This window comes from Erythrobacter donghaensis, from assembly GCF_001557325.1.
Classification (GTDB): domain Bacteria; phylum Pseudomonadota; class Alphaproteobacteria; order Sphingomonadales; family Sphingomonadaceae; genus Erythrobacter; species Erythrobacter donghaensis_B.
On record NZ_LSJS01000004.1, the window covers coordinates 1 to 24,733 of the forward strand.

The window sequence follows — 24,733 nt, forward strand, 5'->3', positions numbered from 1 at the left end:
TAGGCGGGGTTGCCCGCCTCGGTTTCGGCGCCGATGTCGCCCGCCAGTGCCATCTCGGCAAGCGCGACCGCAAGGCCGCCGTCGCTGAGGTCATGCACCGCGTTGACGAGGCCGTCTGCGATCAGTTCGTGGATGATCTCGCCCGCATTTCGTTCCACCGTCAGGTCGGTCGGCGGGGTGCGGCCCGCTTCCATGCCCTTGACGACGCGCAGCCACAGCGAGCGGCCGAGGTGCGAGCGGGTGGGATCGGGCTTGGCCCAGAACTCGGGCCCGACAAGGTAGATCGCGTCGCCCGCGTTCTTGAGGTGCATGGTCATCATCTTCGACAGGTCGGTGATGATGCCGACGCCGCCGATCGCCGGGGTGGGGAGGATCGCCGAGCCGCCGCCGGTGGCCTTGCTCTCGTTATAGAGGCTGACGTTCCCGCTCACGATCGGGAAATCGAGCGCGCGGCAGGCATCGCCCATGCCTTCGAGCGCGTGGACGATCTGCGCCATGATTTCGGGCCGCTGGGGATTGGCGAAGTTGAGGCAATTGGTCACCGCCAGCGGCCGCGCGCCGACCGCGCAAAGGTTGCGATAGGCCTCGGCAATCGCCTGCTTGCCGCCCTCGTAGGGGTCGGCGAAGACATAGCGCGGGGTGCAATCGGTGGTGATGGCGAGCGCCTTGCCTGTCCCGTGAACCCGCACCACGCCAGCATCGCCACCGGTCTGGAGCGTATCGGCGCCGACCTGCGAATCGTACTGCTCGGCAATCCAGCGGCGCGAGGCAAGGTCGGGTGAGCCCATCAGGGTGAGGAGGTCGCCCGCCACGTCATCGGTCGAAGGCACTTCGCCGAGCGGCTTGATGCCGGCCCAGACGGCATATTCCTCCTTCGAGAGGTAGGGCCGGTCATAGAGCGGGGCCTCGTCGGCGAGCGGGGCGAGGGGAATGTCGCACACCACTTCGCCATTGAATTCGAGCACCATGTGGCCGGTGTCGGTGACCTCACCGATGACCGCGAAATCGAGTTCCCACTTGCGGAAGATCGCCTCGGCCTCGGCTTCGCGGCCGGGCTTCAGCACCATCAGCATTCGCTCCTGGCTTTCCGAGAGCATCATCTCGTAAGGGGTCATACCGGTTTCGCGGCAGGGCACCTTGTTCATGTCGAGCCGGATGCCCGCGCCGCCCTTGCTCGCCATTTCCACCGAGGAGGAGGTGAGGCCCGCCGCGCCCATGTCCTGAATGGCGACGATCGCGTCGGTCGCCATCAGTTCGAGGCACGCCTCGATCAGCAGCTTTTCGGTGAAGGGATCGCCGACCTGCACCGTCGGGCGCTTGGCCTCGGCATCCTCGCCGAAATCGGCGCTGGCCATCGTTGCGCCGTGGATACCGTCGCGCCCGGTCTTGGAGCCGACATAGACGATCGGGTTCCCGAGGCCGGTGGCTGCCGAGTAGAAGATCTTGTCCTGATCGGCCACGCCCACCGTCATCGCGTTGACGAGGATGTTGCCGTCGTAAGCCGGGTGGAAATTGGTCTCGCCCGCCACGGTCGGCACGCCGACGCAATTGCCATAGCCGCCGATCCCCGCGACTACGCCCTGCACCAGATGCTTCATCTTGGGATGCTCGGGCCGCCCGAAGCGCAGCGCGTTGGCGTTCGCCATCGGCCGCGCGCCCATGGTGAACACGTCGCGCAGGATACCGCCCACCCCGGTCGCCGCGCCCTGGTAGGGCTCGATATAGGAGGGGTGGTTGTGGCTCTCCATCTTGAAGATCGCCGCCTGCCCGTCACCGATATCGATCACGCCCGCATTCTCGCCGGGGCCGCAGATCACCCAGGGTGCCTCGGTGGGGAGCTTCTTGAGGTGGATGCGCGAGGACTTGTAGCTGCAATGCTCCGACCACATCACCGAGAAGATGCCGAGCTCCACGAGGTTCGGCTCGCGGCCCAGCGCGGTAAGGACGCGCTCGTATTCCTCGGGGGAGAGGCCGTGCTGTTCGACGATTTCGGGGGTGATGGCGGTCATGAGAGGGACTCCTTGCGCGGCCCCCTAGATCACATGCCCCGCGAGGCCAAGCCGCCGCGTTTCCTGAACCAGCGATTCTCCCCGACCCATGCCGCCAGCATCGTCAGCACGGCGAAGGCGAAAAGCGCCTGGAGGTAGAGGAAGGGGCCGGCGCTTTGCGGATGAGGCGCGAACCAGTTGACCAGCTGGAACAGCAGCAAGACGCCTGCCAGCACGAGTGGCGGCCCCGCCGGCCCGCGCGTGCGGCGCAGATAAAAGGCAAGGGCGCCGAAGGTCAGGCCCAGCTCGAGCGGGATCGCCACCCACGGCATGTTCCACAGGCCAAGCCCGAGTTTTGGCGGCGTTCCATCGAGCGTCAGATCGGGAACGTGGACGACAAGGTCGCATAGCCAGTGCGACAACACCACGATCCCCGCCAGCAAGCCGATCCGCCAGCTGCGCTGCCAGATCGCCACGATCCCGAAGAACGCCGCTGCCCAGATCGCCGTGCCTGCAGCCGAGTGCGTGTAAGGCATATCGTATAGATCGAACGGCACCATCACGCTCGCCGCAGGGTCGACGCGCATGTTCTCGATCCCGAACAGCGCGAGGGTGAAGAACCCCCAGTCGACCAGCTGCGCGGCCACGAACATCGTCCCCAGCCGCGGCCGCTCCGGGCTGACCGCGGCGGCGACGAAGGCGGGGGCGAAGTGGCCGATGAACACAGGGGGACCTGCGAGACTATCCGACGGGCGGGACGGCAGTTGCAGCGGGCGCGAACTTGAGCACGGCCCAGCATGCGATCGCACTTGCCGCGCCGGTAACGAAGGCGCCCCACAGGATGTCGAGCACGGAAATGTGCGTCGCCCACACCTTCATCACTGCCTGGCTGGTGAGGTCGAAGGTCGCGTAGCACAGCGCGCCCAGCAGGATGCCGTTGAGCATCGCTGCCTGCACCCCGCCGCCCTCCAGGCCCGGGCGGATCGCGAACCAGCAGATCCCGGCGATGTAGATGAGGTAGAAGGCCACCGCCGCGGGCGCGTTGAACTTCTCGGCCATGATCTCGCCGATCACCGGCTTGTAGAGATTGCCCGCCGCCCAGCGCAGCCAGACGATGTCGAATGCGAGGAAGACCACGGCGGCGACGCCGTAGGCGATGATCCACTTCAGCAGCATGAAAGCGATTATCCTGTGTTGGTTGATCCCGCCCGGCCCGCGCAGCCTTGACCGCACCGCCGCGCCCCGTCAATGCTCGCGTCCATGGACGAGGGCACTTCATCACCGGCGGCGGCAGCGCCGGACATTTCCGCCATGAGCTTCGAGCAGGCGCTGGCCGCGCTGGAGCAGATCGTGCAAGCGCTCGAACGCGGGGACGTGCCGCTCGACCAGTCGATAAGCCTCTATGAACGCGGCGAAGCCCTGCGCGCCGCGTGCCAGCAGCGGCTCTATGCGGCGCAGGCGCGGATCGAGCGGATCGTCACCACCGCCGATGGCCGGGCAACCGGCACCCGGCCCTTCGATACGGAGGGCTGAGAGCGATGCTGGCGGAGGCAAGCGGCAGTGTGCTCGGCGAGGAGATCCGCCGCGTCCAGTCCGAGATCGATTCGCTGTTCGATGCGATCCTTCCCATCCCGGACGACACCAGCGCGCGCCTGGTCGAAGCGATGCGCTATGCCGCGATCGGCGGGGGCAAGCGGGTGCGCCCGCTGCTCGTCTGCAGCACCGCCGCGCTGTTCGGCGTCTCACGCGATGCGGCGCTGCGTGCAGGGGCGGCGATCGAGGCGATCCACGTCTATTCGCTGATCCACGATGATCTGCCCTGCATGGACAATGACGATCTGAGGCACGGCAAGCCCACGCTGCACAGGGCCTATGACGAGGCCACCGCCGTGCTGGGGGGCGACGCGCTCCATGCGCTCGCCTTCGAGATCCTTGCCGACGATGCCACGAGCGAGGATCCCTTCACCCGCTCGGAGCTGATCCTGACCCTCAGCCAGGCCTCCGGCATGAGCGGGATGGCGGGCGGCCAGATGATGGACATGGTCGCCGACGAGGAGGGCGTGGTCTACGACCTCCAGGCGGTCACCCGGCTCCAGCAGCTGAAGACCGGCGCGCTGCTCGCCGCCGCGGTCGAGATGGGGGCGATCCTCGGCAAGGTGCGCCCCGAGGGCCGCTCGCACCTTAGGGCCTATGCCCGCGACATCGGCCTTGCCTTCCAGATCGCCGACGACCTGCTCGATGTCGAAGGCGACATCGCCAAGGCTGGCAAGGCGCTGCGCAAGGACGATGAACAGGGCAAGCAGACCTTTGTCACGCTGCTCGGGGTCGAGCGGGCGCGCGAACAGGCGCGCATGCTGGTCGATCAGGCGATCCAGCGCCTCGCCTCCCACGGCAGCGAGGCCGACATCCTGCGCGCGCTCGCCCGCTTCATTGTCGAGCGCGACCGGTAATTTGCAACAAGGGGATTGGGTCGATGGCGTTCCGGCAGTGCATTCAGGAAGAAAGCCGCGGCGGCGTGACGATGCGGGTGCATCGCTATGTCGAGAAGAAGATGGTCGCGCGCGGCCTGCCGACCGGGGTCGAGGGGCAGCTCCACTACATCGCCGAGCCCACGGAAGTACACCAGCTCGAGATCGAATTGAACAACGGCGCGGTGCTGATCCAGCCGGGCGCGCTGCAATATTCCTACGGCAACCTCAAGGTCGACGTCATCCAGCACGAGGCCAACAAGGGCTTCTTCGCCCGTGCCGCCGCGGCGGCCGCGACCGGCGAGAGCGCCCATGCCACCCGCTACAGCGGCTCGGGCACGATCTGGTGCGAGCCGGTGCGCCGCCACTTCATCCTCGCCACGATGGACGGACCGCAGGACGCGCTGCTGCTCGACGACAAGGCCTTCTATGCCTGCGCGGCGGAGATTTCGCTCTCCACCCACTTGCACGCCTCGATCCAGGGGCTGTTCTCGGGCAATGGCCTTGCCCAGCCCAAGATCACCGGCGCCGGGGTGTTCGCGGTCGAGAGCCCGGTTCCGGTCTACGAGATCGACGAGGTCGCGGTGAAGCACGGGCAGGAAGTCGTGGTCGATGGCGATTTCATGCTGATGTATTCGGCCAGCCTCGACGTCAGCATCGGCCCGCTCGTTTCGGGCCTGCGCAGCGCGCTGCGATCGGGCGAAGGCTTCGTCTACAAGCTGCGCGGCCAGGGCAGCGTGTGGGTCACGCCCTCGGCGCGGATCGCCTGAAGGCTGCCCGCTGAGGCCAGGGGAGAGAACACGAGATGACACGCCGCGTCGGGATCTATCCCGGAACCTTCGATCCCATCACCCTGGGCCACGCCGACATCATCCGGCGCGGGTCAACTCTCGTCGACTGGCTGATCATCGGGGTCACCACCAATATCGCCAAGAGCCCGATGTTCACCGATGCCGAGCGCATGGCGATGGTCGAGCGCGAGGTGGCGACGCTCGGTCTCGGCAATGTCGAGGTGGTCGGCTTCAACGCCTTGCTGATGGACTTTGCCGAGGCGCAAGGGGCCTCGGTGGTGATCCGCGGCATTCGCGGTGTCACCGACTTCGAGTACGAATACCAGCTCACCGGCATGAACCGCCAGCTCAATGACCAGATCGAGACGATCTTCCTGATGGCCGATGTCGCGCTGCAGCCCATCGCCAGCCGGCTCGTCAAGGAAATCGCGCTCTATGGCGGCGACATTGCCAGGTTCGTCAGCCCCGCGGTGTGCAAGGACGTGGTGGCCCGGGTGCGCGAACAGGGGCTCAAGGGCGATCACTGAGGCCCGCGCGCCGTCCCCATCTGCATGTCCTTCATTCATTGCAGTGACAGTCCGGCAAGGCTACACGCGCAGCGCAATCCGGATGGAACCATGAACACAGCCAAGCTTGCCACTGCCCTTGCCGCCATCGCTTTCCTTGCCGCCCCGCACGCGGCTCTCGCGCAGCAGAAGGACGACACGCCCCCGGTGGCCTTCGGCGAGAATGCCGAAAAGCCCGAGGAGGAAGAAGCGCCCGCGGCCCTGCGCACCTATGCGCCGATCAACTACGATCCCGCGGTCGATCCCGAGAATGTCTGGGTGCTCGACCTGTCGAACGGCCAGCGCGTCAAGGCGCGGCTGATGGCCGACTGGGCCCCGGGCCATGTCGAGCGCATCAAGACCCTGACCCGCGCCGGGTTCTATGACGGCGTGGTGTTCCACCGCGTGATCGACGGCTTCATGGCGCAGGGTGGCGATCCCACCGGCACCGGGCAGGGCGGCAGCGAGCTGCCCGACCTCAAGGCCGAGTTCAACCCCATGCCCCACGTGCGCGGCACGCTTTCGATGGCGCGCGCGGCCGAGGAGGACAGCGCCAACAGCCAGTTCTTCATCGTCTTCTACCCGCGCTTCAGCCTCGACAAGAAGTACACCAATTTCGGGCGGGTGATCGAGAACATGGAAGCGGTCGATGCGATCGTCCGCGGCGAACCGCCCGCGCAGCCGACCTACATCGTCCAGGCCTCGATCGCGGCTGACAACAAGGCCCCGCCGCCGCCGCCCGCCCCGGCCGCAGAGGATGCCCCGGTGACCCTCGACATGCTCAACGCCGCCTCCGGCAAGTAAGGGCCTTCCGCCGCGCGCACCTTCCCGCTAGGCGCGCGGCCCATGAAGGTTGACCTGTTCGATTTCGATCTGCCGCAAGAGCGCATCGCGCTGCGCCCGGTGCGCCCGCGCGATGCGGCGCGAATGCTGGTGGTGCGCGGCGGTGACGCGCCGTTCGAGGATCGCGGCGTGCGCGACCTGCCGCAGCTGCTGAACCCCGGCGATGTGCTGGTGTTCAACGACACCCGTGTCATTCCCGCCCAGCTCGAAGGCCGCCGTGCTGATGGCGAGGCGAAGATCGGCGCGACGCTCCACAAGCGCATCGACCTGCGCCGCTGGCAGGCCTTCCTGAAGAACGCCAAGCGCGTGAAGATCGGCGACCAATTGGTGTTTGGCGGCGGCGTGACCGCCCTTGCCGAGGAACGCCATGCCGACGGCTCGCTGACCCTGCTGTTCGAGGGCGAGGAGCCGGTCGAAGTCCTGCTCGACCGCGCCGGGACCATGCCGCTGCCGCCATACATCGCGTCGAAGCGCGGGGTCGATGAACAGGACCGCGAGGACTACCAGACCATGTTCGCGCGCGAGGAGGGCGCTGTCGCCGCACCCACCGCCTCGCTGCACTTCACCCCGCGGCTCGTCGAGGCGCTGGACGCCGCCGGGATCGGGCGGGCGATGCTGACGCTCCACGTGGGCGCGGGCACCTTCCTTCCTGTCAAGGCCGAGGACACCGACGACCACACGATGCACGCCGAATTCGGCCGCATTTCCGCCGAGACCGCTGACCGCCTCAACGCCGCGCGTGCGGCAGGCGGCCGGATCATCGCGGTGGGCACGACCTCGCTGCGCCTGCTCGAGAGCGCGGTGGACGAGCAGGGCATCATCCGGCCCTTCGCGGGCGATACGGCGATCTTCATCACTCCGGGTTATCGCCTGCGCGCGGTCGATGGCCTCATGACCAATTTCCACCTGCCCAAGTCGACGCTGATGATGCTGGTCAGCGCGCTGATGGGGCGCGAGCGGATGATGGCGGCCTATGCCCACGCCATCGCTCGAGGATACCGCTTCTATTCCTATGGTGACTCCTCGCTGCTGCTCCCCTAACCGGTAGCCATGAGCGAACCCATCCTCTCGATCCGCGGCCTCACCAAGACTTACAGGAACGGCCCGCGCGCGCTCGACAATGTCGATCTCGACATCAACCGGGGGGAGATCTTCGCGCTGCTCGGGCCCAACGGGGCGGGCAAGACCACGCTGATCGGGGCAGTCTGCGGGCTGGTGCGGCCGTCCGGCGGGACGATCACCGCCTTCGGGCACGATCTCGCGCGCGACTGGCGGGCGGCACGCGCGCGGATCGGGCTGGTGCCGCAGGAGCTCGCCACCGACATGTTCGAGACCGTGCGGCGCGCGGTCGCCTATTCGCAAGGGCTGTTCGGCAAGCCGCGCAATGCCGCCCGCATCGAGGAAATCCTCCGCAGTCTCTCGCTGTGGGACAAGCGGGATGCGCAGATCCGCGCGCTTTCCGGCGGCATGAAGCGCCGCGTGCTGATTGCCAAGGCGCTCGCGCACGAGCCCGAACTGCTGTTCCTCGACGAGCCCACCGCGGGCGTCGACGTCGAACTGCGCAAGGACATGTGGGAGCAGATCGCCGCCCTCAAGCAGCGCGGCGTCACCATCATCCTCACCACCCACTACATCGAGGAAGCCGAGGAAATGGCCGACCGTGTCGGCATCATCCAGGGCGGGCGCATCCGCATGGTCGACGAGAAACGCGCAATGATGGAGCGGCTCGGGACCACCGAGGCGGTGATCGAGCTTGCAGAACCGCTGGCTGCCATGCCCGAGGCGCTGGCGGGCTTCGGCGCGGTGCTGTCCGCGGGCGGCACCCGGCTCACCTATCGCGGCGGCAACGGACAGGGCAAGGGCCGCGCCGAAGTCGCCGCGCTCGCGCAGGCGCTGACCCGTGCGGGGATCACCTTCACCAGCCTCGACATCCACGACAGCTCGCTCGAGGACATCTTCGTCGGCCTGCTCGGCCAGGAGCAGGAGGCCGCGTGATGCACTTCAATCCCCGCAGCGCCTTTGCCATCTACCAGCGCGAAATGGCCCGCGCCTTCCGCACCGCCTTCCAGTCGATCCTCGCGCCGGTGCTGACCACCTCGCTCTATTTCGTCGTGTTCGGCACTGTGATCGGCGCGCGCATGGAGCCGGTCGGCGGGGTGCCCTACGGCGCCTTCATCATCCCCGGCCTGCTGATGCTGACCCTGCTCGGCGAGACCACCTCCAATGCGAGCTTCGGCATCTACATGCCGCGCTTCACCGGCACGATCTACGAGCTGCTCTCCGCGCCTGTGGGCGTGGCCGAAACGCTGGCGGGCTTCGTCGGCGCGGCGGCCACCAAAGGCCTGATATTGGCCGCGATCATCCTCGCCACGGCGCGGCTTTTCGTCGATTACGAGATCGCCTATCCGCTGCTGGCGGCGGTCTATATCATGCTGGTCGCGGCGAGCTTCGCGCTGTTCGGCTTCATCCTCGGCATCTGGGCCGACTCTTTCGAGAAACTCGGTATCATCCCGATGCTGATCCTGACCCCGCTGACATTCCTCGGCGGCACCTTCTATTCGATCCGCGATCTGCCGCAGCCGTGGGACGCGATCGCGCTCGCCAACCCGATCGCCTTTCTGGTGAGTGGGCTGCGCTTTTCCTTCTATGGTGTGGCCGATGTGCCGATTGCGGTCTCGCTGGGCCTGACGCTCGGCTTTCTTGCCGTCTGCACGATCATCATCGCAGTGGTCTTCCGCACCGGATGGCGGCTGCGGGAGTAACCTGGGTTAGAATAAAGTTGCGCCTGTCGCGCTGGATGCACCATCAGTCCGACATTAACGATCTCACCCACCTTTGTTCATTTCGCAGACAAGCCGGGCTACCTAGCTCCCGTCCGACGTCGCACCTCCCGCGACGGTTCGACAAAGGACGGATAAAACATGAGGAAGCTCGTCTTCACATCGCTTGCGGCAGCCAGCGCGCTGGCGCTCCCCGCCGCGGCTCAGGCGCAGGACACCACCAAGCCCGACATCACCATCGGGGCTTCGGTCGGCTTGCATGACCTCGGTGTCGATCTCGGCGATCTCGACGCCGACGACGGCGAGTTCGACGACTTCGACATCGATGACACCGGCGAGATCTACGGCGGCTTCGTCGCGGTCGACATGCCCGTTGGCGAAAGCCTGTTCGCGGGTGTGGAGGGCAACTTCCACATCGGCAGCGGCCCGATCGAAAACGAATATGGGGTTGCGGGCCGGATCGGCTTCAAGACCGAAGGCGGCAGCAAGATCTACGCCCGCGGCGGTTACCAGTGGGTCGATCTCGATCTCGGCAACCTGACGGGCGTCGATGAGGATTTCCTCGACGCGAACGACATCGATGCGATGGACGTGGGCGGCGATTACCTCGTCGGGGTCGGCGTGGAAGTGCCGGTGAGCTCGGTGGTGCTGCGTGCCAATGTCGACACCATCGCCTTCGATACCCTGCGCGGAACTGTGGGCGTCGGCATCAAGTTCTGACGCATGCTACCTGACCGGAGGGCTGGTGCAACAGCCCTCCGGTCCTCCCCACTGGTCGATACCGAACGGATGTTGGTCGATGCCAATATGCCGGTGAGCTGTCATGAACAAATAATTGTTTGTTTGTTCATTGCGCAGCAACTTGGGGATTCCTAATTGCTCGGGCAACCGGTCGCACCCTTCGCGGCCGGTTCAAGCAAAGGGAAAACCAGATGAAAAAGATCGCTTACGCGACGATCGCAGCGTTCGGCGCGATCGCCCTGCCGACTGCTGCCCAGGCGCAGGACTCCGCCAAGCCCGAAGTCACCATCGGTGCGCAGGTCGGCCTCCACGATCTCGGCCTCGACATCGACGAAGCCGACCTCGAAGGCTTCGACATCGACGACAGCGGTGAAATCTACGGCGGCTTCGTCGCGGTCGATTTCCCGATCGGCGAGACTCTGTTCATCGGTGCGGAAGGCAACGCCAGCTTCGGCTCGGGCCCGATCGATGCCGATTACGGCGTGTCGGCTCGTTTCGGCGTGAAGACCAAGGGCGGCAGCAAGATCTACGCCCGCGGCGGTTACCAGTGGATCGATGTCGACGCCGGTGAGCTGGTCGGCGTCCCCGATCTCGATGACGAAGACCTCGACATCAGCACCACGGTTGATGACTATCTCGTCGGCGTCGGCGTCGAGGTGCCGGTGAGCAAGGTCGTGCTGCGCGCGAACATTGACACCGTGTCGTTCGACACGGTGCGCGGCACCGTGGGCGTCGGCTTCAAGTTCTAAGCCGCAGCCTTCGGGCGCAATCGCGAGGGGCAGGGGATACGAGGCACGTTTCCCTGCCCCTTTGCATATGCGTGACAGGGCCGTGCCGGGACGCTAGGGCGCTCCGGCCATGATCCCCCCGCGTTTCCAGTTCACCCTCCAGGCGACCTCCGGCAAGGCCCGCACCGGCGTCATCGCCATGCAGCGCGGGGAGATCCGCACGCCCGCCTTCATGCCCGTCGGCACCGCCGCCACGGTCAAGGCGATGAAGCCCGAGGCGGTGCGCCAGACCGGCGCCGACATCATCCTCGGCAACACCTACCACCTGATGCTGCGCCCCGGTGCCGAACGCGTGGCGCGCCTCGGCGGCCTGCACAACTTCATGAACTGGCAGCGCCCGATCCTGACCGACAGCGGCGGCTACCAGGTGATGAGCCTTTCCGAGCTGCGCAAGCTCACCGAGCAGGGGGTGGAATTCCGCAGCCACCTCGACGGGTCGAAGCACATGCTCACCCCCGAGCGCAGCATGGAGATCCAGCGCCTGCTCGGCAGCGACATCGTCATGGCCTTCGACGAATGCCCCCGCGCCGACCGCCCGAGGGACGAGATCGCTGCGAGCATGGAATTGTCGATGCGCTGGGCAAGGCGCAGCCGCGAGGGCTTCGATGCGGGCGAAAAACACGCGAGCCGCGCCGCGCTGTTCGGCATCCAGCAGGGCGCGCTGCATGAAGACCTGAGGCGGATCAGCGCCGACAGGCTCACCGATATCGGCTTCGATGGCTATGCCGTCGGCGGCCTTGCCGTGGGCGAGGGGCAGGAGGCGATGTTCGGCGTGCTCGACTATGCCCCCGACATGCTCCCCGCCGATCGGCCCCGCTACCTGATGGGGGTGGGCAAGCCCGACGACCTCGTCGGCGCGGTCGAGCGAGGGATCGACATGTTCGATTGCGTGCTGCCGACGCGCTCGGGCCGCAACGGGCAGGCCTTCACCTGGAACGGCCCCCTCAACCTCAGGAACGCGCGCTTCGCCGAGGACACCGGGCCCCTGGACGAACGTTGCCAGTGCCCGGTCTGCACCACCTACTCCCGCGCCTATATCCACCACCTCGTCAAGTCGGGCGAGATGCTCGGCGCGATGCTGGTCACCGAGCACAATCTCAGCTTCTATCAGGCGCTGATGCAGGCGATGCGCGATGCCATCGCCGGCCAGAAATTTGCCGGCTTTGCGAGCGACTTCCGGCGCGATTACCTGCGCTGATTGCACTTATTGCAGAGGCAGCGTAACCTTGACCGTGAAAGAGGCGAACCACGCTCCATGCGTCTCATGCGGTTGTTCCTGTCTGCAATCCTTTGCCTCAGCGTGCTCGCGCCGCTGTCGGCCCCGGTGAGCGCGGGCAACGCCGCAGTCTACCTTGCAGTCAGCGAAGCGCCGCAGGATCCGGCCTGCCCGGATGATTGCTGCGACGATTGCCCCGATTTCACCGATTGCCGGATGGGATGCGCCATGGCGGTGCTGCCGGATAGGGTTGCCGAGGCCCTGCCGCGCCGTTTCACGCCCGATCCCACCGAGGCGATAGCGCCCCACCATTCCGCCAAGCTGCCCCCGGCCACCCCGCCGCCGCGCACCGCAGCCCGGACCTGACAATTGTTTAGAAACACGAATTTGGAGAATTGAAATGAAGCTGATTGCCAAGATTTCCGCTGTTGTTGCCCTGCTCTCGTCCTCGGCTGCCATGGCCGCCGGTCCGGGCGCCGTGGCTGACGCCTGCTGCGCGCTGGGCGTGTGCTGCGGCCTCGGCTGCTGCTGATCGCAGCACGGCACGATCTGACCAGAAAGGAGGGGCCGGTCCTGGTGACCGGCCCCTTTTTGCTGTCCGGTGCGCCAGATCGGCTCTGAGACAAAGGCTCGACACGGCAGCAATCCTTCGCCAAACGGCGCGGATGACTGATCAGACTGTCCGTTCCCCCGAAGACTGCACCACCATGTCGCACGTGCGTGCCGGTGTGGACGCCCTCGATCGCGAACTGGTGGCGCTGCTTGCGGTGCGCTTCGGCTACATGCGCGCCGCCGCCCGGATCAAGCCGACCCGCGAGGCGGTGCGGGACGAGGAACGCAAGGCCAGCGTGATCGCCGCAGCAGTCCGCGAGGCCGAGGCTCGGGGCATCCCTGGCGAGGTCGTCGCCGACATCTGGGAGCGCCTCGTCGAAGGCTCGATCGCCTACGAGTTCGGCGAGTGGGACCGGCTGCGCGGCTGAAGCACACAGGCCATCTGCCAACGAAAAAGGGCGGCCCCGCAAGGCCGCCCTCTTCGTATCCGCAACCGGAAATCCGATCAGCGCGAGTAGAACTCGACCACCAGGTTCGGTTCCATCGTCACCGGATAGGGCACTTCGTCGAGCTTCGGCACGCGGGTGAAGGTGATCTTGTCGGTGCCGTCGGGCTGGACGTAATCGGGAATGTCACGCTCGGCGAGGCTCTGCGCTTCGATCACCAGCGCCATTTCCTTGGCCTTGCTGCCGAGGCTGACGACGTCGCCCACGTTGACGCGGCGCGAGGCGATGTTGCACTTCTGGCCGTTCACGTAGATGTGGCCGTGGCTGACGATCTGGCGCGCGGCGAAGATGGTCGGCGCGAACTTGGCGCGGTAGACCACCATGTCGAGACGCTGTTCGAGCAGGCCGATCAGGTTCTGGCTGGTGTCGCCCTTCATGCGCGAGGCTTCGAGGTAGTTGCGCTTGAACTGCTTTTCGGTGACGTCGCCATAATAGCCCTTGAGCTTCTGCTTGGCGCGCAGCTGCAGGCCATAGTCGCTCATCTTGCCCTTGCGGCGCTGGCCGTGCTGGCCGGGGCCATAGGAACGCTTGTTCACCGGGGAATTGGGGCGGCCCCAGATGTTTTCGCCCATGCGGCGGTCAAGCTTGTGCTTGGCGCTCTTGCGCTTCGACATTTGTCGTATCCTTCAATGTGCTGAGCCACCCACTGCGGGCGGCCTTGAACCCGGCATCGCTCCGCCGGGACGATATTCCCGACGCGGCGCCTGCTTCACCGGGGTGCAGGGCCCATTTGCGAAGGCGCGCGCATAGCAGGAACGCCGAGGAGGTCAAGCGAGGAAACGCAGGCACCAGCCTCGAGGCGGGTCAGGCGCGCTGCCGCTGGATCTCGGCGATGCCCTGCTCGAAGGCGGGGATGCGTTCGAGCGGCACCGGCGAGGGGCCGGCCAGCACATCGAAATGCTTGCCCCGCCCGTAGCGCTTCAGCTTGGCGAACCCCGCCCGGTAGAGCGCGCGCGAGATCGTCGCATTGTCGGTCCAGCGGTTGTCGTGCTCGTAGAAGATGCCGATCACGCTTGCCGCGTGGCGCGAGGCGAGCAGCTCCTCGATGATGATCGGCTCGTGCCCCTCGACATCGATCTTGACGAACAGCGGCAGGCCTGCGGGCAGGTGCGCATCGAGCCCGGCCATGGTGACGAGCTCGATCGCGATGCTCTCGCAATCGCTGCGTTCGGCCATGTGCGGCTCGAGGCTCGCCTGGCCGCTGTGCACCGGGTTGATCGTGATCGCATGCCGGCCCGCCCGGTCAGACAGCCCGACATTGAGCGCCCGCCCACGCTCGCCGAGCCCCGCGAGCGCGAAATTGGCCGCGAGCAGCCGATGCGTCGCGGGGACGGGCTCGAGCGCGAGGATCCGCTCGCAGAAGGGGTTTTTCGCTGCGATCAGCGAGAACAAGCCCTGGTTGGCGCCGATGTCGAGGAAGGCGAAGGGGCGGTCGATGCTGGCGATGAGATCGGCGAGATAGGGGCCGTAGGTGCCGTATTGGCAATAGGCGAAGGTGCGATCGGCCCAGTTGGTCTGCATCCTGACGCCATAGACCGAGCGTGCGGCGCGGGGGCCGGCCGCCGCGCCGCGCAGCCGGTCGGCGGCCCGATGGACATGGCGCATCGCGCGCGCGCGAATGACCCGCAAATGCCGCCACAGCAGGAAGTCGCGGGTCATCCGGGCGGCGGAATGGTCGGGCCACACCTGAGGGGTCGGCACCGCTGCGGGCGCGGCCACCGGTTCGACAATCCGCATCTGTTCTGCTTGCCCCGTTGGCGACTCTCTCGTCCGCCTATCGGAACATTGCGGCAGTTTCGCTACGAACGCATGACCGCTTTTCAGTCCTCGGGCGGGCGTTCGAGGCTGCTGAGGATGCCGCGCAGGGTGCGCACCTCGAGGTGGTTCCAGCCCGGCTTGGTGAGAAGCCCGCGCAAGGTCCGGCGGGTCGCACCGGCGCGCGAGGGGGGGAAGAAATAGCCCCGCGGTTCCAGCAGCTTCTCGAAATGCGCGATCATGCCGTCGAGTTCTTCCTGCGGGGCCGGGGGCAGGGTGTCCTCCTGGGTCGGCTGCACAAGCGCCTCGCCCGCATCGGCGATCTCGCGGCCGATGCGGGCCCATTCGTAGGCGACGAGGATCACCGCCTGCGCGAGGTTGAGCGAGCCGAACTCAGGGTTGATCGGCACGGTCAGGATATTGCGGGCGAGCGCCACGTCCTCGGTCTCGAGGCCCGAGCGTTCGGGGCCGAAGATGATCGCGTGCCGGCCGGGGAGGGTGTGGACCTGCCGCCCCGCCTCGTCCGCGCCGATCACCGGCTTGGTCACACCGCGCTTCCGGACGGTGGTGGCGTGGACATGGGCGCAGTCGGCAACCGCCTCGGCGGTGGTCGCGAAGACCTGCGCCTGTTCGAGCACGATGTCCGCCCCCGCCGCCGCGGGGCCTGCCGCGGGGTTGGGCCAGCCATCGCGGGGGGCGACGAGGCGCATCTCGGTCAGCCCGAAATTGAGCATCGCGCGCGCCGCCTTGCCGATGTTCTCGCCCAGCTGCGGGCGCACCAAGACGATCACCGGTTTGTTGAGATCGGCCATGTCCCGCTTATTCTTTCGCGGCTTGCTGGACGGTGCTGGCAAATTCCTCGAAGTCGCGCGCTTCGGAGAAATCGCGGTAGACGCTGGCGAAGCGGATATAGGCGACCGAATCGATCTGCCGCAGCCCCTCCATCACCAGCTCGCCGATATGCGAGGAGGGCACTTCGGCCTCGCCCGAGGTTTCGACCTGACGCTGGATGCCGCTGATCAGCTGGTCGAGCCGTTCCTGATCGATCGACCGCTTGCGCGTCGCCAGCGAGATCGACTGTTCGAGCTTGGAGCGATCGAAGGGTTCGCGCCGGTCCCCCGACTTCACCACCACCACCTCGCGCAGCTGCACGCGCTCGAAGGTGGTGAAGCGCGCCCCGCAGGACGAGCACTGGCGACGGCGCCGAATCGAGGCATTGTCCTCGGTCGGGCGGCTGTCCTTTACCTGGGTATCATCATGGGCGCAGAAGGGGCAGCGCATTCAAAGGGTTACTTCTTGATCCTCTGATACAGCGCGAAGCCCGCCCCGGCGATCAGGCCGAGCGGCCAGGAGACCACCGGCAGGAGCGCCCCGGCCACGGCGCCGATCGCCGCCCCGGTCAGCACCGGCGCGGTCGAGGGGTGGTTGACGCCCTCCCTCGCCATGCCGGAGACTTCGGCCTTCACGTCCTCGACCCAGTCCTGGCTTCCGTTCGGTTCGTTCATGGGGCGGCTCCTTACATGCCGGGGTAGACGGGGAAGGCGGCGCACAGCGCGGTTACCCGCTGGCGCACGCTCTCTTCGACCTGCGCGTCACCCTCGGGGCCATTTTTGGCAAGGCCATCAACCACTTCGGCGATGAGTTTGCCGACGGTGCGGAATTCCTCGGGGCCGAAGCCGCGGGTGGTCCCGGCCGGCGTGCCCAAGCGGATGCCGCTGGTCACGAAGGGCGAGCGGGTGTCGTAGGGGATGCCGTTCTTGTTGCAGGTGAGGAAGGCGCGGTCGAGGCCCTTTTCGGCATCCTTGCCGGTCACGTCCTTGGCCGTGAGGTCGACCAGCATCGAGTGGTTGTCGGTGCCGCCCGAGACGATGCGCAGCCCGTTCTCCTCGAGGCTCGCCGCCAGCGCGCGGGCGTTTTCGACGATGCGGTGGGCATAGGCGCTGAACGAGGGATCGAGCGCTTCCTTGAAGGCCACCGCCTTGGCCGCAACGATGTGCATCAGCGGGCCGCCCTGAAGGCCGGGAAAGACCGCCATGTTGAGCGGCTTGGTGTACTTCTCGTCGTTCCACAGGATGATGCCCGAGCGCGGCCCGCGCAAGGACTTGTGGGTGGTCGAGGTGACGATGTCGCAATGCGGGAAGGGCGAGGGGTGCGCGCCGCCTGCGACGAGGCCGGAGATGTGGCTCATGTCGCACAGCAAGACCGCGCCCACTTCGTCGGCGATGGCGCGGAAGGCGGGGAAGTCCCAGAGCCGCGAATAGGCGGTGCCGCCGCAGATGATGATCTTGGGCTTGGCTTCCCGCGCCTTGGCGGCGACCTCGTCCATGTCGATGGTCTCGGTCTCGCGGCTGACGCCGTAGGAGACCACGTTGAACCACTTGCCGCTCATGTTGACGGGCGAGCCGTGGGTGAGGTGGCCACCCGAATTGAGGTCGAGCCCCATGAAGGTGTCGCCCGGGTTCAGCAGCGCCAGGAACACCGCTTGGTTCATCTGCGAGCCGCTGTTGGGCTGCACATTGGCGAAGTTGCACCCGAACAGCTGCTTGGCACGCTCGATGGCGAGGGTTTCGACCACGTCGGCATAGTCGCAGCCGCCGTAGTAGCGCTTGCCCGGATAGCCCTCGGCATATTTGTTGGTGAAGACGCTGCCGGCCGCTTCGAGCACCGCGCGCGAGGCGATGTTTTCCGAGGCGATCAGCTCGATCTTGTCGCGCTGGCGGGCGAGTTCCTTGCCGATTGCCGCGGCGATCTCGGGATCGGCGTGCGCGAGGTCATTGTGCCAGAAGCCGTCCATCGGTGAGGCGGTGCGGGTGGCGAAGTCGAGAGGGGCGGTGCTCATTGGTGGGTCTCGATGTGATCGGGCTGGAAGGGCGGCTTGCCGAGCTTGCCGACCCGGCGCTGATGGCGGCCGGCCGGGTCGCCGGCATCGGCGAATTCTGTGTCGAGAAAGGTAGCAACGCAGGACTTCGCCATTTCGATCCCTACGAGCCGCGCGCCCATTGCGATGCAATTGGCATCATTATGCTCACGCGCGAGGGCAGCGGAGAGCGGCTCGCTGACCAGCGCGCAGCGCACCTGCGGGTGGCGGTTGACGCTGATCGAGATACCGATGCCGCTGCCGCACAGCGCGATCCCGTATTCGGCCGTGCCTTCGGCGACCACCTCGGCGAGGCGGTAGCCGTAATCGGGATAGTCGACGCTCTGCCCCGGCTCGGGGCCGAGGTCGGCGACTTCGTGTCCCTCTTCGACGAGCCATTCGGCAAGTTCGGCCTTGAGTTCGACGGCGGCGTGATCGGAGGCGATGGCGATGCGCATGGGGGCGCTATAGGCGCTGGGGCGGGGAATCTCCACCCCTCGGGCGGCGCTTTTCGACCAGCGGCGGGAGGCCTGTGAAAAACCCCGCCGGAGCGGGGCCTTTCGGAGACTTACTGATCCAGGAACGACCGCATCTTGCGGCTACGGCTCGGGTGCTTGAGCTTCCGCAGTGCCTTGGCTTCAATCTGCCGGATACGCTCGCGCGTCACCGAGAACTGCTGGCCGACTTCCTCGAGCGTGTGATCGGTGTTCATCCCGATGCCGAAGCGCATGCGCAGCACGCGTTCCTCGCGCGGGGTGAGGCTGGCGAGCACGCGGGTGACGGTTTCCTTGAGGTTCGCCTGGATCGCGGCATCGACCGGGATGATCGCGTTCTTGTCCTCGATGAAATCGCCGAGGTGGCTGTCTTCCTCGTCCCCGATGGGCGTTTCGAGCGAGATCGGCTCCTTGGCGATCTTCATCACCTTGCGCACCTTCTCGAGCGGCATGGAGAGGCGCGCGGCCATTTCCTCCGGGGTCGGCTCGCGGCCTTCCTCGTGAAGGAACTGGCGGCTCGTGCGCACTAGCTTGTTGATCGTTTCGATCATGTGGACCGGGATGCGGATGGTGCGCGCCTGATCGGCGATGCTCCGGGTGATCGCCTGCCGGATCCACCACGTCGCGTAAGTGCTGAACTTGTAGCCGCGGCGGTATTCGAACTTGTCGACCGCCTTCATCAGGCCGATATTGCCTTCCTGAATGAGATCAAGGAATTGCAACCCGCGGTTGGTGTATTTCTTGGCGATCGAGATCACCAGGCGCAGGTTCGCCTCGACCATCTCCTTCTTGGCGATGCGCGCCTCGCGCTCGCCCTTCTGGACCATGTTGACGATGCGGCGGAATTCCTGAAGGCTCATCCCGGTCTGCGCGGCGATGTCGGCGATTTCCGAGCGGATGCGCTCGATCGCGTCTTCCTCGCGCTCGAGGAAGGCGGCCCACTTCTTGTCCTTCTTGGCGCGTTCCTTGATCCACGCGTCGTCCATCTCGTTGCCGACATAGGCGGTGAGGAAGTCGACGCGCTTGACCTTGTGCCGCTCGGCCAGGCGCAGCATCTGACCGCCGAGCGTGGTGAGGCGGCGGTTGAAGGCATAGAGGTTGTCGACCAGGAATTCGATCTTGGTCGCGTGGAACTGCACGCTCTCGACCTCGGCGGTGAGGTCCTCGCGCAGCTGCTCGTACTTGGCCTCCTTGGCTGCCGGAAAGGCATTGCCCGCCGCGAGCGTGTCGACGCGTTCGCCCTGGAGCTTCTCGAAGGCGTTGAACAGGGTGGTGATGCGCGCAAAGCGTTCGAGCGCCTCGGGCTTCAGCGCGGCTTCCATCTGGGCGAGGCTGAGGGTGTTGTCCTCCTCCTCTTCCTCCTCGCGCTTCTGGCGGGGCTCGCCGTCCTCGTCCTCGTCCGCATCGGCCTCGGGCTCGTCCTCGACCTCGTCGTCCTCGCGGATCGTCGGCCCGGCGGTGGCTTCGGAGATCTCGTCGTCGTCGTCGTCTTCGGCGCCCTCGGCCATCTTCTCGGCCGGGGGTTCCTTGGAGAGCATCGCGTCGAGATCGAGGATCTCGCGCAGCTGCATGTCGCCGTTGTTGAGCGCCTCGGACCACTGGATGATCGCGTGGAAGGTGATCGGGCTTTCGCACAGCCCCATGATCATCATGTCGCGCCCGGCCTCGATGCGCTTGGCGATGGCGATCTCGCCCTCGCGGCTGAGGAGTTCGACCGCGCCCATTTCGCGCAGGTACATGCGCACCGGATCGTCGGTGCGCTCGCCGGTCGCGAGCTTCTTGTTGGCGGCGCGGGCATCCTTGGGGGCTTTCTTGCCCTCGTCATCGTCGTCATCGTCGTCATCCGAGACGATATCGTCGGAATCGCCGTCCTCGCGGTCTTCGGCCTCGGCCTCGGCATCCTCGTCGCTCTCGACGATCTGCACGCCCATTTCGCTCAATGCGGTCTGGATGTCCTCGATCTGGTCGGGGCTCATCTCGCCCGAGGGCAGCGCCTCGTTGAGCTCGTCATAGGTGACATAGCCGCGCTTCTTCGCCTTGCTGATCAGCTTCTTGATCGAAGCCTCGTTGAGATCGATCAGCGGGGCATCTTCTTTTTCGGCCATAAAAGCGTTTCAATCCGTCGTCAGGGGCCGCCCGCCGCATGCGCACTGCATGCAGGCCACCCGTTAATCCCATGTCCGCCCTGTCAGGCGGCATCATCACCCGTGCCCGTCGCCGCCGACGCCTTGCGGCGCCCGAAGGCCTTGAGGCGATCCTCGATTGCCATGAGCTGTGCACGCAAACGGGTCTGCTCCGCAAACGATCCTTCCGGATCGCTGTCGAAACGCGCGATCGTGGCCGCAAGCGCAGCCTCAAGCGCCGGCCTTTCGACCAGCAGCGACACAGCTTCAGCCAGTTCCTCGCACGCAGCGTCGGGATCGGTGCCTTGTTCAAGAAAGGCGTAGCGGATGTCTGCCGACGGGGCGGGTTGGCCTTGCGTGGGTGTGCATATGGCGGTTGGCGCGCGCGAATCAAGCGTTTCCGCAAGTTCGAGCAGCGATTCGATTGCGGGTGCGGCTTGCGGGAGCAAACGGGCGAGGCTGATCAGCGCCTCGGTATGCCGCGCGATCTGCCCAGGGTAGCGCGCGAGCCCGGCGAGCACGGCCTGCATCAGCCCCTGCCGCTGGCCGCCTGCCATAAGCCCCGCGAGCTGTTCGCGCGCGGTATCCGAGAGACCGGGCGGCGGCATCGGAGCGCCGCGCCAGCCGCCGCGCTGGCCGGGTGCGGGCCGGCCTTGCGGAGCAGGGCGCGGCGGGCGGGGCGGATAGGCGAAGGCCGAGAAGCGATCGCCGAGCTCGCGGCGGTAGAGGCTCTTGATCTCGGGATCGGCGATGGTCTCGACATGCGCCATCAGCCGCGCCTTGAGCCCCGCCTTGGCCTCGGGCGTGGCGAGAGGCTGGGCATCGCGCTCGAACTCCCACAGCGTGTCGATCAGCGGGGCGGGCCGGGCGAGGAGCTGCTCCATCGCCTTTGTTCCTTGCGCCTTGATGAGGTCGTCGGGATCGAGCCCGGCCGGCAGGCGGACGATGCCGAGCGAACGCATCGGCGCAAGCAGCGGCAGCGCCCGCGTGATCGCCCGCATCGCCGCGCGCTGGCCTGCCGCATCGCCATCGAAGCACAGCACCGGCACTTCGACCATGCGCCACAGCATCTCGAGCTGCATCTCGGTGAGCGCGGTGCCGAGCGGCGCGACCGCATCGGCAATCCCCGCATTGGCGAGCGCGATCACGTCCATGTAGCCCTCGACCACCACCACGCGCCCGCTCTGGCGCGCGGCAGGCGCGGCGCGGTGGAGGTTGTAGAGCGTGCGGCCCTTGTCGAAGAGCTCGGTGTCGGGCGAGTTGAGGTATTTCGCGACCCCGTCACGCTTGTCGAGAATGCGGCCCCCGAAGGCGATCACCCGCCCGCGCGCGTCCTGGATGGGGAGCATGACGCGGCCCCGGAAGCGGTCGTAGCGCTCTCCTTGTTCGTTCGCGGCGCGCATGCCCGCGCCCTCGAGCATGTCCTCGCCGAAGCCCGAAAGGGCACGGGGGAGCGCCTGCCGATCGTCCGGAGCCCAGCCGAAGCCGAACTCGCGCATGACGGCAGGGGAAAAGCCGCGTCCTTGAAGATATTCGCGCGCCGCTTTGCCGCCCGCTCCGGCAAGGCTCTCGACAAAGAACCGCTGCGCCGCTTCGGTCACATCGATCAGGCTCGCACGCTGTTCGGCACGCTTGGCCATGACGGGATCGGGGGCAGGGACCTCCATCCCCGCCATCGCGGCGAGTTCCTTGACCGCGTCCATGAATTGCAGGCCTTGGTTATCGACCATCCAGCTGATCGCATCGCCATGCGCCCCGCAGCCGAAACAGTGGTAGAACTGCTTCTGGTCGTTGACGTAGAAGCTCGGCGTCTTCTCCTCGTGGAACGGGCAGCACCCCTTCCACTCGCGCCCCGCCCGGGTGAGTTTCACCGAGCGCTGGACGAGCGTCGAGAGCGTGATCCGCGCACGCAGCTCGTCTTTCCATTGCGGGGTGATCGCCATGGGGTCTCTACTGCCTGCCAACCCCGTTCGTGTCGAGGCGCGCGGCAAAGGGGGTTGTGCACCCCGTGTGGATACAACGACAACCCTCGCGATATGCACTGCTCGACCCGCCAACGGACGGGCAGCGAGCGCACGCGCGCGAGCCGCAGGCGATCCGGCGCGAAGCGACGGAAACTCGCCGAGGACGTGCCCGCGGAGGCGGGCACGCGAACAAGAAAAGCCAAGCCCCGTGTCAAGCACGGGGTGACGGGAAAGGTTACGAAAGCGCCGCCTTGACCAGCCCGCTCGCGAGCTTTCCGTCGAGCACCGCGCCGTGGCGGGCGCGCAGTTCGGTCATCACCGCGCCCATGTCCTTCATGGTGGACGCGCCCAGATCGGCCTTGATCGCCTCGATCGCAGCCTTCGTCGCGGCCTCGTCCATCATCTGCGGCAGGAATTCCTCGATCACGGCAAGCTCCGCGCGCTCGACCGCCGCCAGCTCCACCCGGCCGCCCGCATCATACATCTCGATCGATTCGCGGCGCTGCTTGGCCATCTTCTGAAGCACGCTCGTCACCAGCACATCGTCATCGGCGACCGGCTGCGCGGCGGTGCGCTCCTCGATGTCGCGGTCCTTGATCTTGGCACTGATCTGGCGGAGAGCGGCGGTGCGGTCCTTCTCGCCCGCCTTCATCGCGGCAATGGTGGCGGCCTTGATATCGTCACGGATCATTTTTTCGGTCATTCCTGTGGAAGCGATCAATCGCGCTGCGCCCCTAACGCAAATTCAGCGCCAAGCCTAGGTTGACGCGGGGGGGCGAGGGGCCTAGCGGGCAAAACTTAGCACCATCGCCGGATCAACTGTAACGGAGCGCCCCATGGCCGACCCCGCATCTCTTCGCGCGCAACCTCCCGGCGCAACCGGCGTGCTGGTGCTGGCCGACGGCACCCTGGTGTGGGGCCGGGGTTTCGGCGCGGCCGGATCGGCGGTGGGCGAGGTGTGCTTCAACACCGCGATGACCGGCTATCAGGAGGTGATGACCGATCCCTCCTACGCCGCGCAGATCGTCACCTTCACCTTCCCGCATATCGGCAATGTCGGCGCGAACGGCGAGGACGTGGAGAGCCGCGTGGAAGGCGCGGTCGGCTGCGTGGTGCGCGAGGATGTGACCGAGCCCTCCAACTTCCGCAGCGTCGAGCGCTTCGCCGAGTGGATGGCGAGGAACGGCAAGATCGGCCTTGCCGGGGTGGACACCCGCGCGCTCACCCGCCGCATCCGCCAGAGCGGCGCGCCCAACGCGGTGATCGCCCATGCACCGGACGGCAAGTTCGATATCCCCGCGCTGATCCGCCGCGCGCAGGAGTGGCCGGGGCTCGAGGGCATGGACCTCGCGATCCGCGTCACCCGCGACAAGCACGAAGGCTGGGAGGGCGGCTACTGGACGCTCGGCAAGGGCTATGGCCGCGCGGCTTGGAAGAAAGAGGGGGGCGACGCCAAGCCCCACGTGGTCGCGATCGACTACGGCTCCAAGGACAACATCTTCCGCAATCTGGTCAAGGCGGGTGCGCGGGTGACGGTGGTGCCCGCGAAAACGTCGTTCGACGAGATCATGGCACTGGCTCCGGATGGCGTGTTCCTCTCCAACGGCCCGGGCGATCCGGCGGCGACCGGCGAATACTCCGTGCCGGTGATCAAGGCGCTGCTCGATGCCGACGTGCCGCTGTTCGGCATCTGCCTCGGCCACCAGATGCTCGCGCTGGCCGCGGGTGCGAAGACGATCAAGATGCACCAGGGGCATCGGGGCGCGAACCATCCGGTCCAGCGCGTCGGCGAGGGCTGGGGGGAGACCACGGGGCTGGTCGAGATCACCTCGATGAACCACGGCTTTGCGGTGGACGCGGCGAGCCTGCCTGAGGGGGTCGAGCAGACCCATGTCTCGCTGTTCGACGGGACGAATTGCGGGATCGCGATCAAGGGCAAGCGGGCCTTTGCGGTGCAGTATCACCCTGAGGCGAGCCCGGGGCCGCAGGACAGCTTTTATCTGTTCGAGAAGTTTGTGGGGGGGCTGGGGTGATCACAAAGACCCAGTGGCAATACCGAATCGAGGCGTGGCTGAAGGAAGATCGACGCTGGGTTTGGGGTAGCCACGAACTTGAAGATATGACGCAGGGTGACGGCCTTAACCTTCTTGGACAGGAAGGTTGGGAACTCGTCACCGTGACGCCGTTTGTCGAAGACGGTGAGACTTGTCTTTATGATTTCCACTTCAAGCGCCGGCTATAAAGTGGGCTTTCAGCAAGCCGTCCTGTCGAACAATTGTCTCCCTTCCCCTCGGGGAAGGGTCGGGGATGGGGGTTCGGCGG

At 66.5% G+C, this 24,733-nt stretch carries 29 protein-coding genes; 16 read left to right on the forward strand and 13 right to left on the reverse strand.

The features are described from left to right. From purL to AX692_RS00040, 3 genes are all read right to left on the reverse strand, one after another. Nucleotides 1-2,009 (reverse strand): phosphoribosylformylglycinamidine synthase subunit PurL (gene purL, locus AX692_RS00030; RefSeq protein ID WP_073977501.1); only part of this gene is annotated, 2,009 nt, incomplete at its 3' end. Nucleotides 2,010-2,038: 29 nt separating this feature from the next. Next, nucleotides 2,039-2,713 carry a hypothetical protein gene (locus AX692_RS00035; protein ID WP_073976055.1) on the reverse strand — a complete coding sequence of 225 codons (675 nt, stop codon included), beginning with the start codon at nt 2,711-2,713 and terminating at the stop codon, nt 2,039-2,041. 16 nt (nt 2,714-2,729) lie between these two features. After that, nucleotides 2,730-3,164 (reverse strand): DUF2177 family protein, encoded by a 435-nt coding sequence (locus tag AX692_RS00040; RefSeq protein WP_230959563.1) that lies wholly within the window; start codon nt 3,162-3,164, stop codon nt 2,730-2,732. A gap of 84 nt (nt 3,165-3,248) precedes the next feature. Between AX692_RS00040 and AX692_RS00045 the strand changes: the two genes are divergently transcribed. From AX692_RS00045 to AX692_RS00105, 14 genes are all read left to right on the forward strand, one after another. Continuing rightward, nucleotides 3,249-3,521 carry an exodeoxyribonuclease VII small subunit gene (locus tag AX692_RS00045; RefSeq protein WP_073976054.1) on the forward strand — a complete coding sequence of 91 codons (273 nt, stop codon included), beginning with the start codon at nt 3,249-3,251 and terminating at the stop codon, nt 3,519-3,521. Between the two features lie 5 nt (nt 3,522-3,526). Beyond that, on the forward strand, nt 3,527-4,438 hold the full coding sequence (locus tag AX692_RS00050) for a polyprenyl synthetase family protein (RefSeq protein WP_073976053.1): 912 nt from the start codon (nt 3,527-3,529) through the stop codon (nt 4,436-4,438). A 23-nt stretch (nt 4,439-4,461) separates the two neighbouring features. Then, nucleotides 4,462-5,226 carry an AIM24 family protein gene (locus tag AX692_RS00055; protein WP_073976052.1) on the forward strand — a complete coding sequence of 255 codons (765 nt, stop codon included), beginning with the start codon at nt 4,462-4,464 and terminating at the stop codon, nt 5,224-5,226. Nucleotides 5,227-5,261: 35 nt separating this feature from the next. Continuing rightward, the gene (coaD, locus tag AX692_RS00060; protein WP_073976051.1) at nt 5,262-5,774 is read left to right on the forward strand and encodes a pantetheine-phosphate adenylyltransferase; all 513 of its coding nucleotides are present in this window, start codon (nt 5,262-5,264) and stop codon (nt 5,772-5,774) included. A gap of 90 nt (nt 5,775-5,864) precedes the next feature. After that, nucleotides 5,865-6,596, forward strand: coding sequence for a peptidylprolyl isomerase (locus AX692_RS00065; RefSeq protein WP_073976050.1), 732 nt, complete (start codon nt 5,865-5,867; stop codon nt 6,594-6,596). A gap of 42 nt (nt 6,597-6,638) precedes the next feature. Further along, nucleotides 6,639-7,676, forward strand: coding sequence for a tRNA preQ1(34) S-adenosylmethionine ribosyltransferase-isomerase QueA (gene queA / locus AX692_RS00070; protein ID WP_073976049.1), 1,038 nt, complete (start codon nt 6,639-6,641; stop codon nt 7,674-7,676). A 9-nt stretch (nt 7,677-7,685) separates the two neighbouring features. Then, nucleotides 7,686-8,630: an ABC transporter ATP-binding protein gene (locus tag AX692_RS00075; protein ID WP_073976048.1), complete on the forward strand. Its 945-nt coding sequence runs from the start codon at nt 7,686-7,688 to the stop codon at nt 8,628-8,630. After that, nucleotides 8,630-9,397, forward strand: a complete 768-nt coding sequence (locus AX692_RS00080; protein WP_073976047.1) for an ABC transporter permease — start codon at nt 8,630-8,632, stop codon at nt 9,395-9,397. Before AX692_RS00075 ends, AX692_RS00080 begins: the two co-directional genes overlap by 1 nt. A gap of 159 nt (nt 9,398-9,556) precedes the next feature. Next, nucleotides 9,557-10,135 carry a hypothetical protein gene (locus AX692_RS00085; RefSeq protein ID WP_073976046.1) on the forward strand — a complete coding sequence of 193 codons (579 nt, stop codon included), beginning with the start codon at nt 9,557-9,559 and terminating at the stop codon, nt 10,133-10,135. A gap of 212 nt (nt 10,136-10,347) precedes the next feature. Next, nucleotides 10,348-10,905, forward strand: coding sequence for a hypothetical protein (locus AX692_RS00090; RefSeq protein WP_073976045.1), 558 nt, complete (start codon nt 10,348-10,350; stop codon nt 10,903-10,905). A gap of 112 nt (nt 10,906-11,017) precedes the next feature. Further along, complete coding sequence (gene tgt, locus AX692_RS00095) at nt 11,018-12,142, forward strand: tRNA guanosine(34) transglycosylase Tgt (protein ID WP_073976058.1); 1,125 nt, start codon at nt 11,018-11,020, stop codon at nt 12,140-12,142. Nucleotides 12,143-12,208: 66 nt separating this feature from the next. Beyond that, nucleotides 12,209-12,526 (forward strand): hypothetical protein, encoded by a 318-nt coding sequence (locus AX692_RS00100; RefSeq protein ID WP_073977502.1) that lies wholly within the window; start codon nt 12,209-12,211, stop codon nt 12,524-12,526. A 34-nt stretch (nt 12,527-12,560) separates the two neighbouring features. Then, a complete protein-coding gene (locus AX692_RS20650) occupies nt 12,561-12,692 on the forward strand; it encodes a hypothetical protein (RefSeq protein ID WP_269135520.1) in 132 nt (43 codons plus the stop codon). Between the two features lie 133 nt (nt 12,693-12,825). Then, a complete protein-coding gene (locus AX692_RS00105; protein WP_073976043.1) occupies nt 12,826-13,140 on the forward strand; it encodes a chorismate mutase in 315 nt (104 codons plus the stop codon). A gap of 77 nt (nt 13,141-13,217) precedes the next feature. Here the strand turns inward: AX692_RS00105 and rpsD are convergent, their stop codons facing one another. The 10 genes from rpsD to AX692_RS00155 all read right to left on the reverse strand — a co-directional run bounded on the left by rpsD (nt 13,218) and on the right by AX692_RS00155 (nt 23,102). Beyond that, entirely contained in the window at nt 13,218-13,832 is a 615-nt protein-coding gene (gene rpsD / locus AX692_RS00110; protein WP_073976042.1) for a 30S ribosomal protein S4, read from the reverse strand. Nucleotides 13,833-14,022: 190 nt separating this feature from the next. Further along, entirely contained in the window at nt 14,023-14,955 is a 933-nt protein-coding gene (locus AX692_RS00115) for an FkbM family methyltransferase (protein ID WP_073976041.1), read from the reverse strand. A gap of 83 nt (nt 14,956-15,038) precedes the next feature. Then, the gene (locus AX692_RS00120; RefSeq protein ID WP_073976040.1) at nt 15,039-15,785 is read right to left on the reverse strand and encodes an RNA methyltransferase; all 747 of its coding nucleotides are present in this window, start codon (nt 15,783-15,785) and stop codon (nt 15,039-15,041) included. 7 nt (nt 15,786-15,792) lie between these two features. Next, nucleotides 15,793-16,254, reverse strand: coding sequence for a transcriptional regulator NrdR (gene nrdR, locus AX692_RS00125; RefSeq protein ID WP_073976039.1), 462 nt, complete (start codon nt 16,252-16,254; stop codon nt 15,793-15,795). An 8-nt stretch (nt 16,255-16,262) separates the two neighbouring features. Next, on the reverse strand, nt 16,263-16,478 hold the full coding sequence (locus tag AX692_RS00130; RefSeq protein WP_073976038.1) for a hypothetical protein: 216 nt from the start codon (nt 16,476-16,478) through the stop codon (nt 16,263-16,265). Nucleotides 16,479-16,489: 11 nt separating this feature from the next. After that, nucleotides 16,490-17,812, reverse strand: coding sequence for a serine hydroxymethyltransferase (glyA, locus tag AX692_RS00135; protein ID WP_073976037.1), 1,323 nt, complete (start codon nt 17,810-17,812; stop codon nt 16,490-16,492). Continuing rightward, nucleotides 17,809-18,288, reverse strand: coding sequence for a ribose 5-phosphate isomerase B (gene rpiB / locus AX692_RS00140; RefSeq protein ID WP_073976036.1), 480 nt, complete (start codon nt 18,286-18,288; stop codon nt 17,809-17,811). Before rpiB ends, glyA begins: the two co-directional genes overlap by 4 nt. Before the next feature lie 110 nt (nt 18,289-18,398). Then, on the reverse strand, nt 18,399-20,429 hold the full coding sequence (rpoD, locus tag AX692_RS00145; protein ID WP_073976035.1) for an RNA polymerase sigma factor RpoD: 2,031 nt from the start codon (nt 20,427-20,429) through the stop codon (nt 18,399-18,401). A gap of 83 nt (nt 20,430-20,512) precedes the next feature. Then, on the reverse strand, nt 20,513-22,390 hold the full coding sequence (gene dnaG / locus AX692_RS00150; RefSeq protein WP_073977266.1) for a DNA primase: 1,878 nt from the start codon (nt 22,388-22,390) through the stop codon (nt 20,513-20,515). Nucleotides 22,391-22,646: 256 nt separating this feature from the next. Continuing rightward, nucleotides 22,647-23,102, reverse strand: a complete 456-nt coding sequence (locus AX692_RS00155) for a GatB/YqeY domain-containing protein (RefSeq protein WP_073976057.1) — start codon at nt 23,100-23,102, stop codon at nt 22,647-22,649. A 145-nt stretch (nt 23,103-23,247) separates the two neighbouring features. On the opposite strand from AX692_RS00155, the gene carA reads away from it, so the two are divergent. Together carA and AX692_RS00165 are read left to right on the forward strand one after the other, a co-directional pair. Beyond that, nucleotides 23,248-24,444: a glutamine-hydrolyzing carbamoyl-phosphate synthase small subunit gene (gene carA, locus AX692_RS00160; RefSeq protein ID WP_073976033.1), complete on the forward strand. Its 1,197-nt coding sequence runs from the start codon at nt 23,248-23,250 to the stop codon at nt 24,442-24,444. Continuing rightward, entirely contained in the window at nt 24,441-24,653 is a 213-nt protein-coding gene (locus AX692_RS00165) for a hypothetical protein (protein ID WP_073976032.1), read from the forward strand. Before carA ends, AX692_RS00165 begins: the two co-directional genes overlap by 4 nt. Nucleotides 24,654-24,733 lie beyond the last annotated feature (80 nt).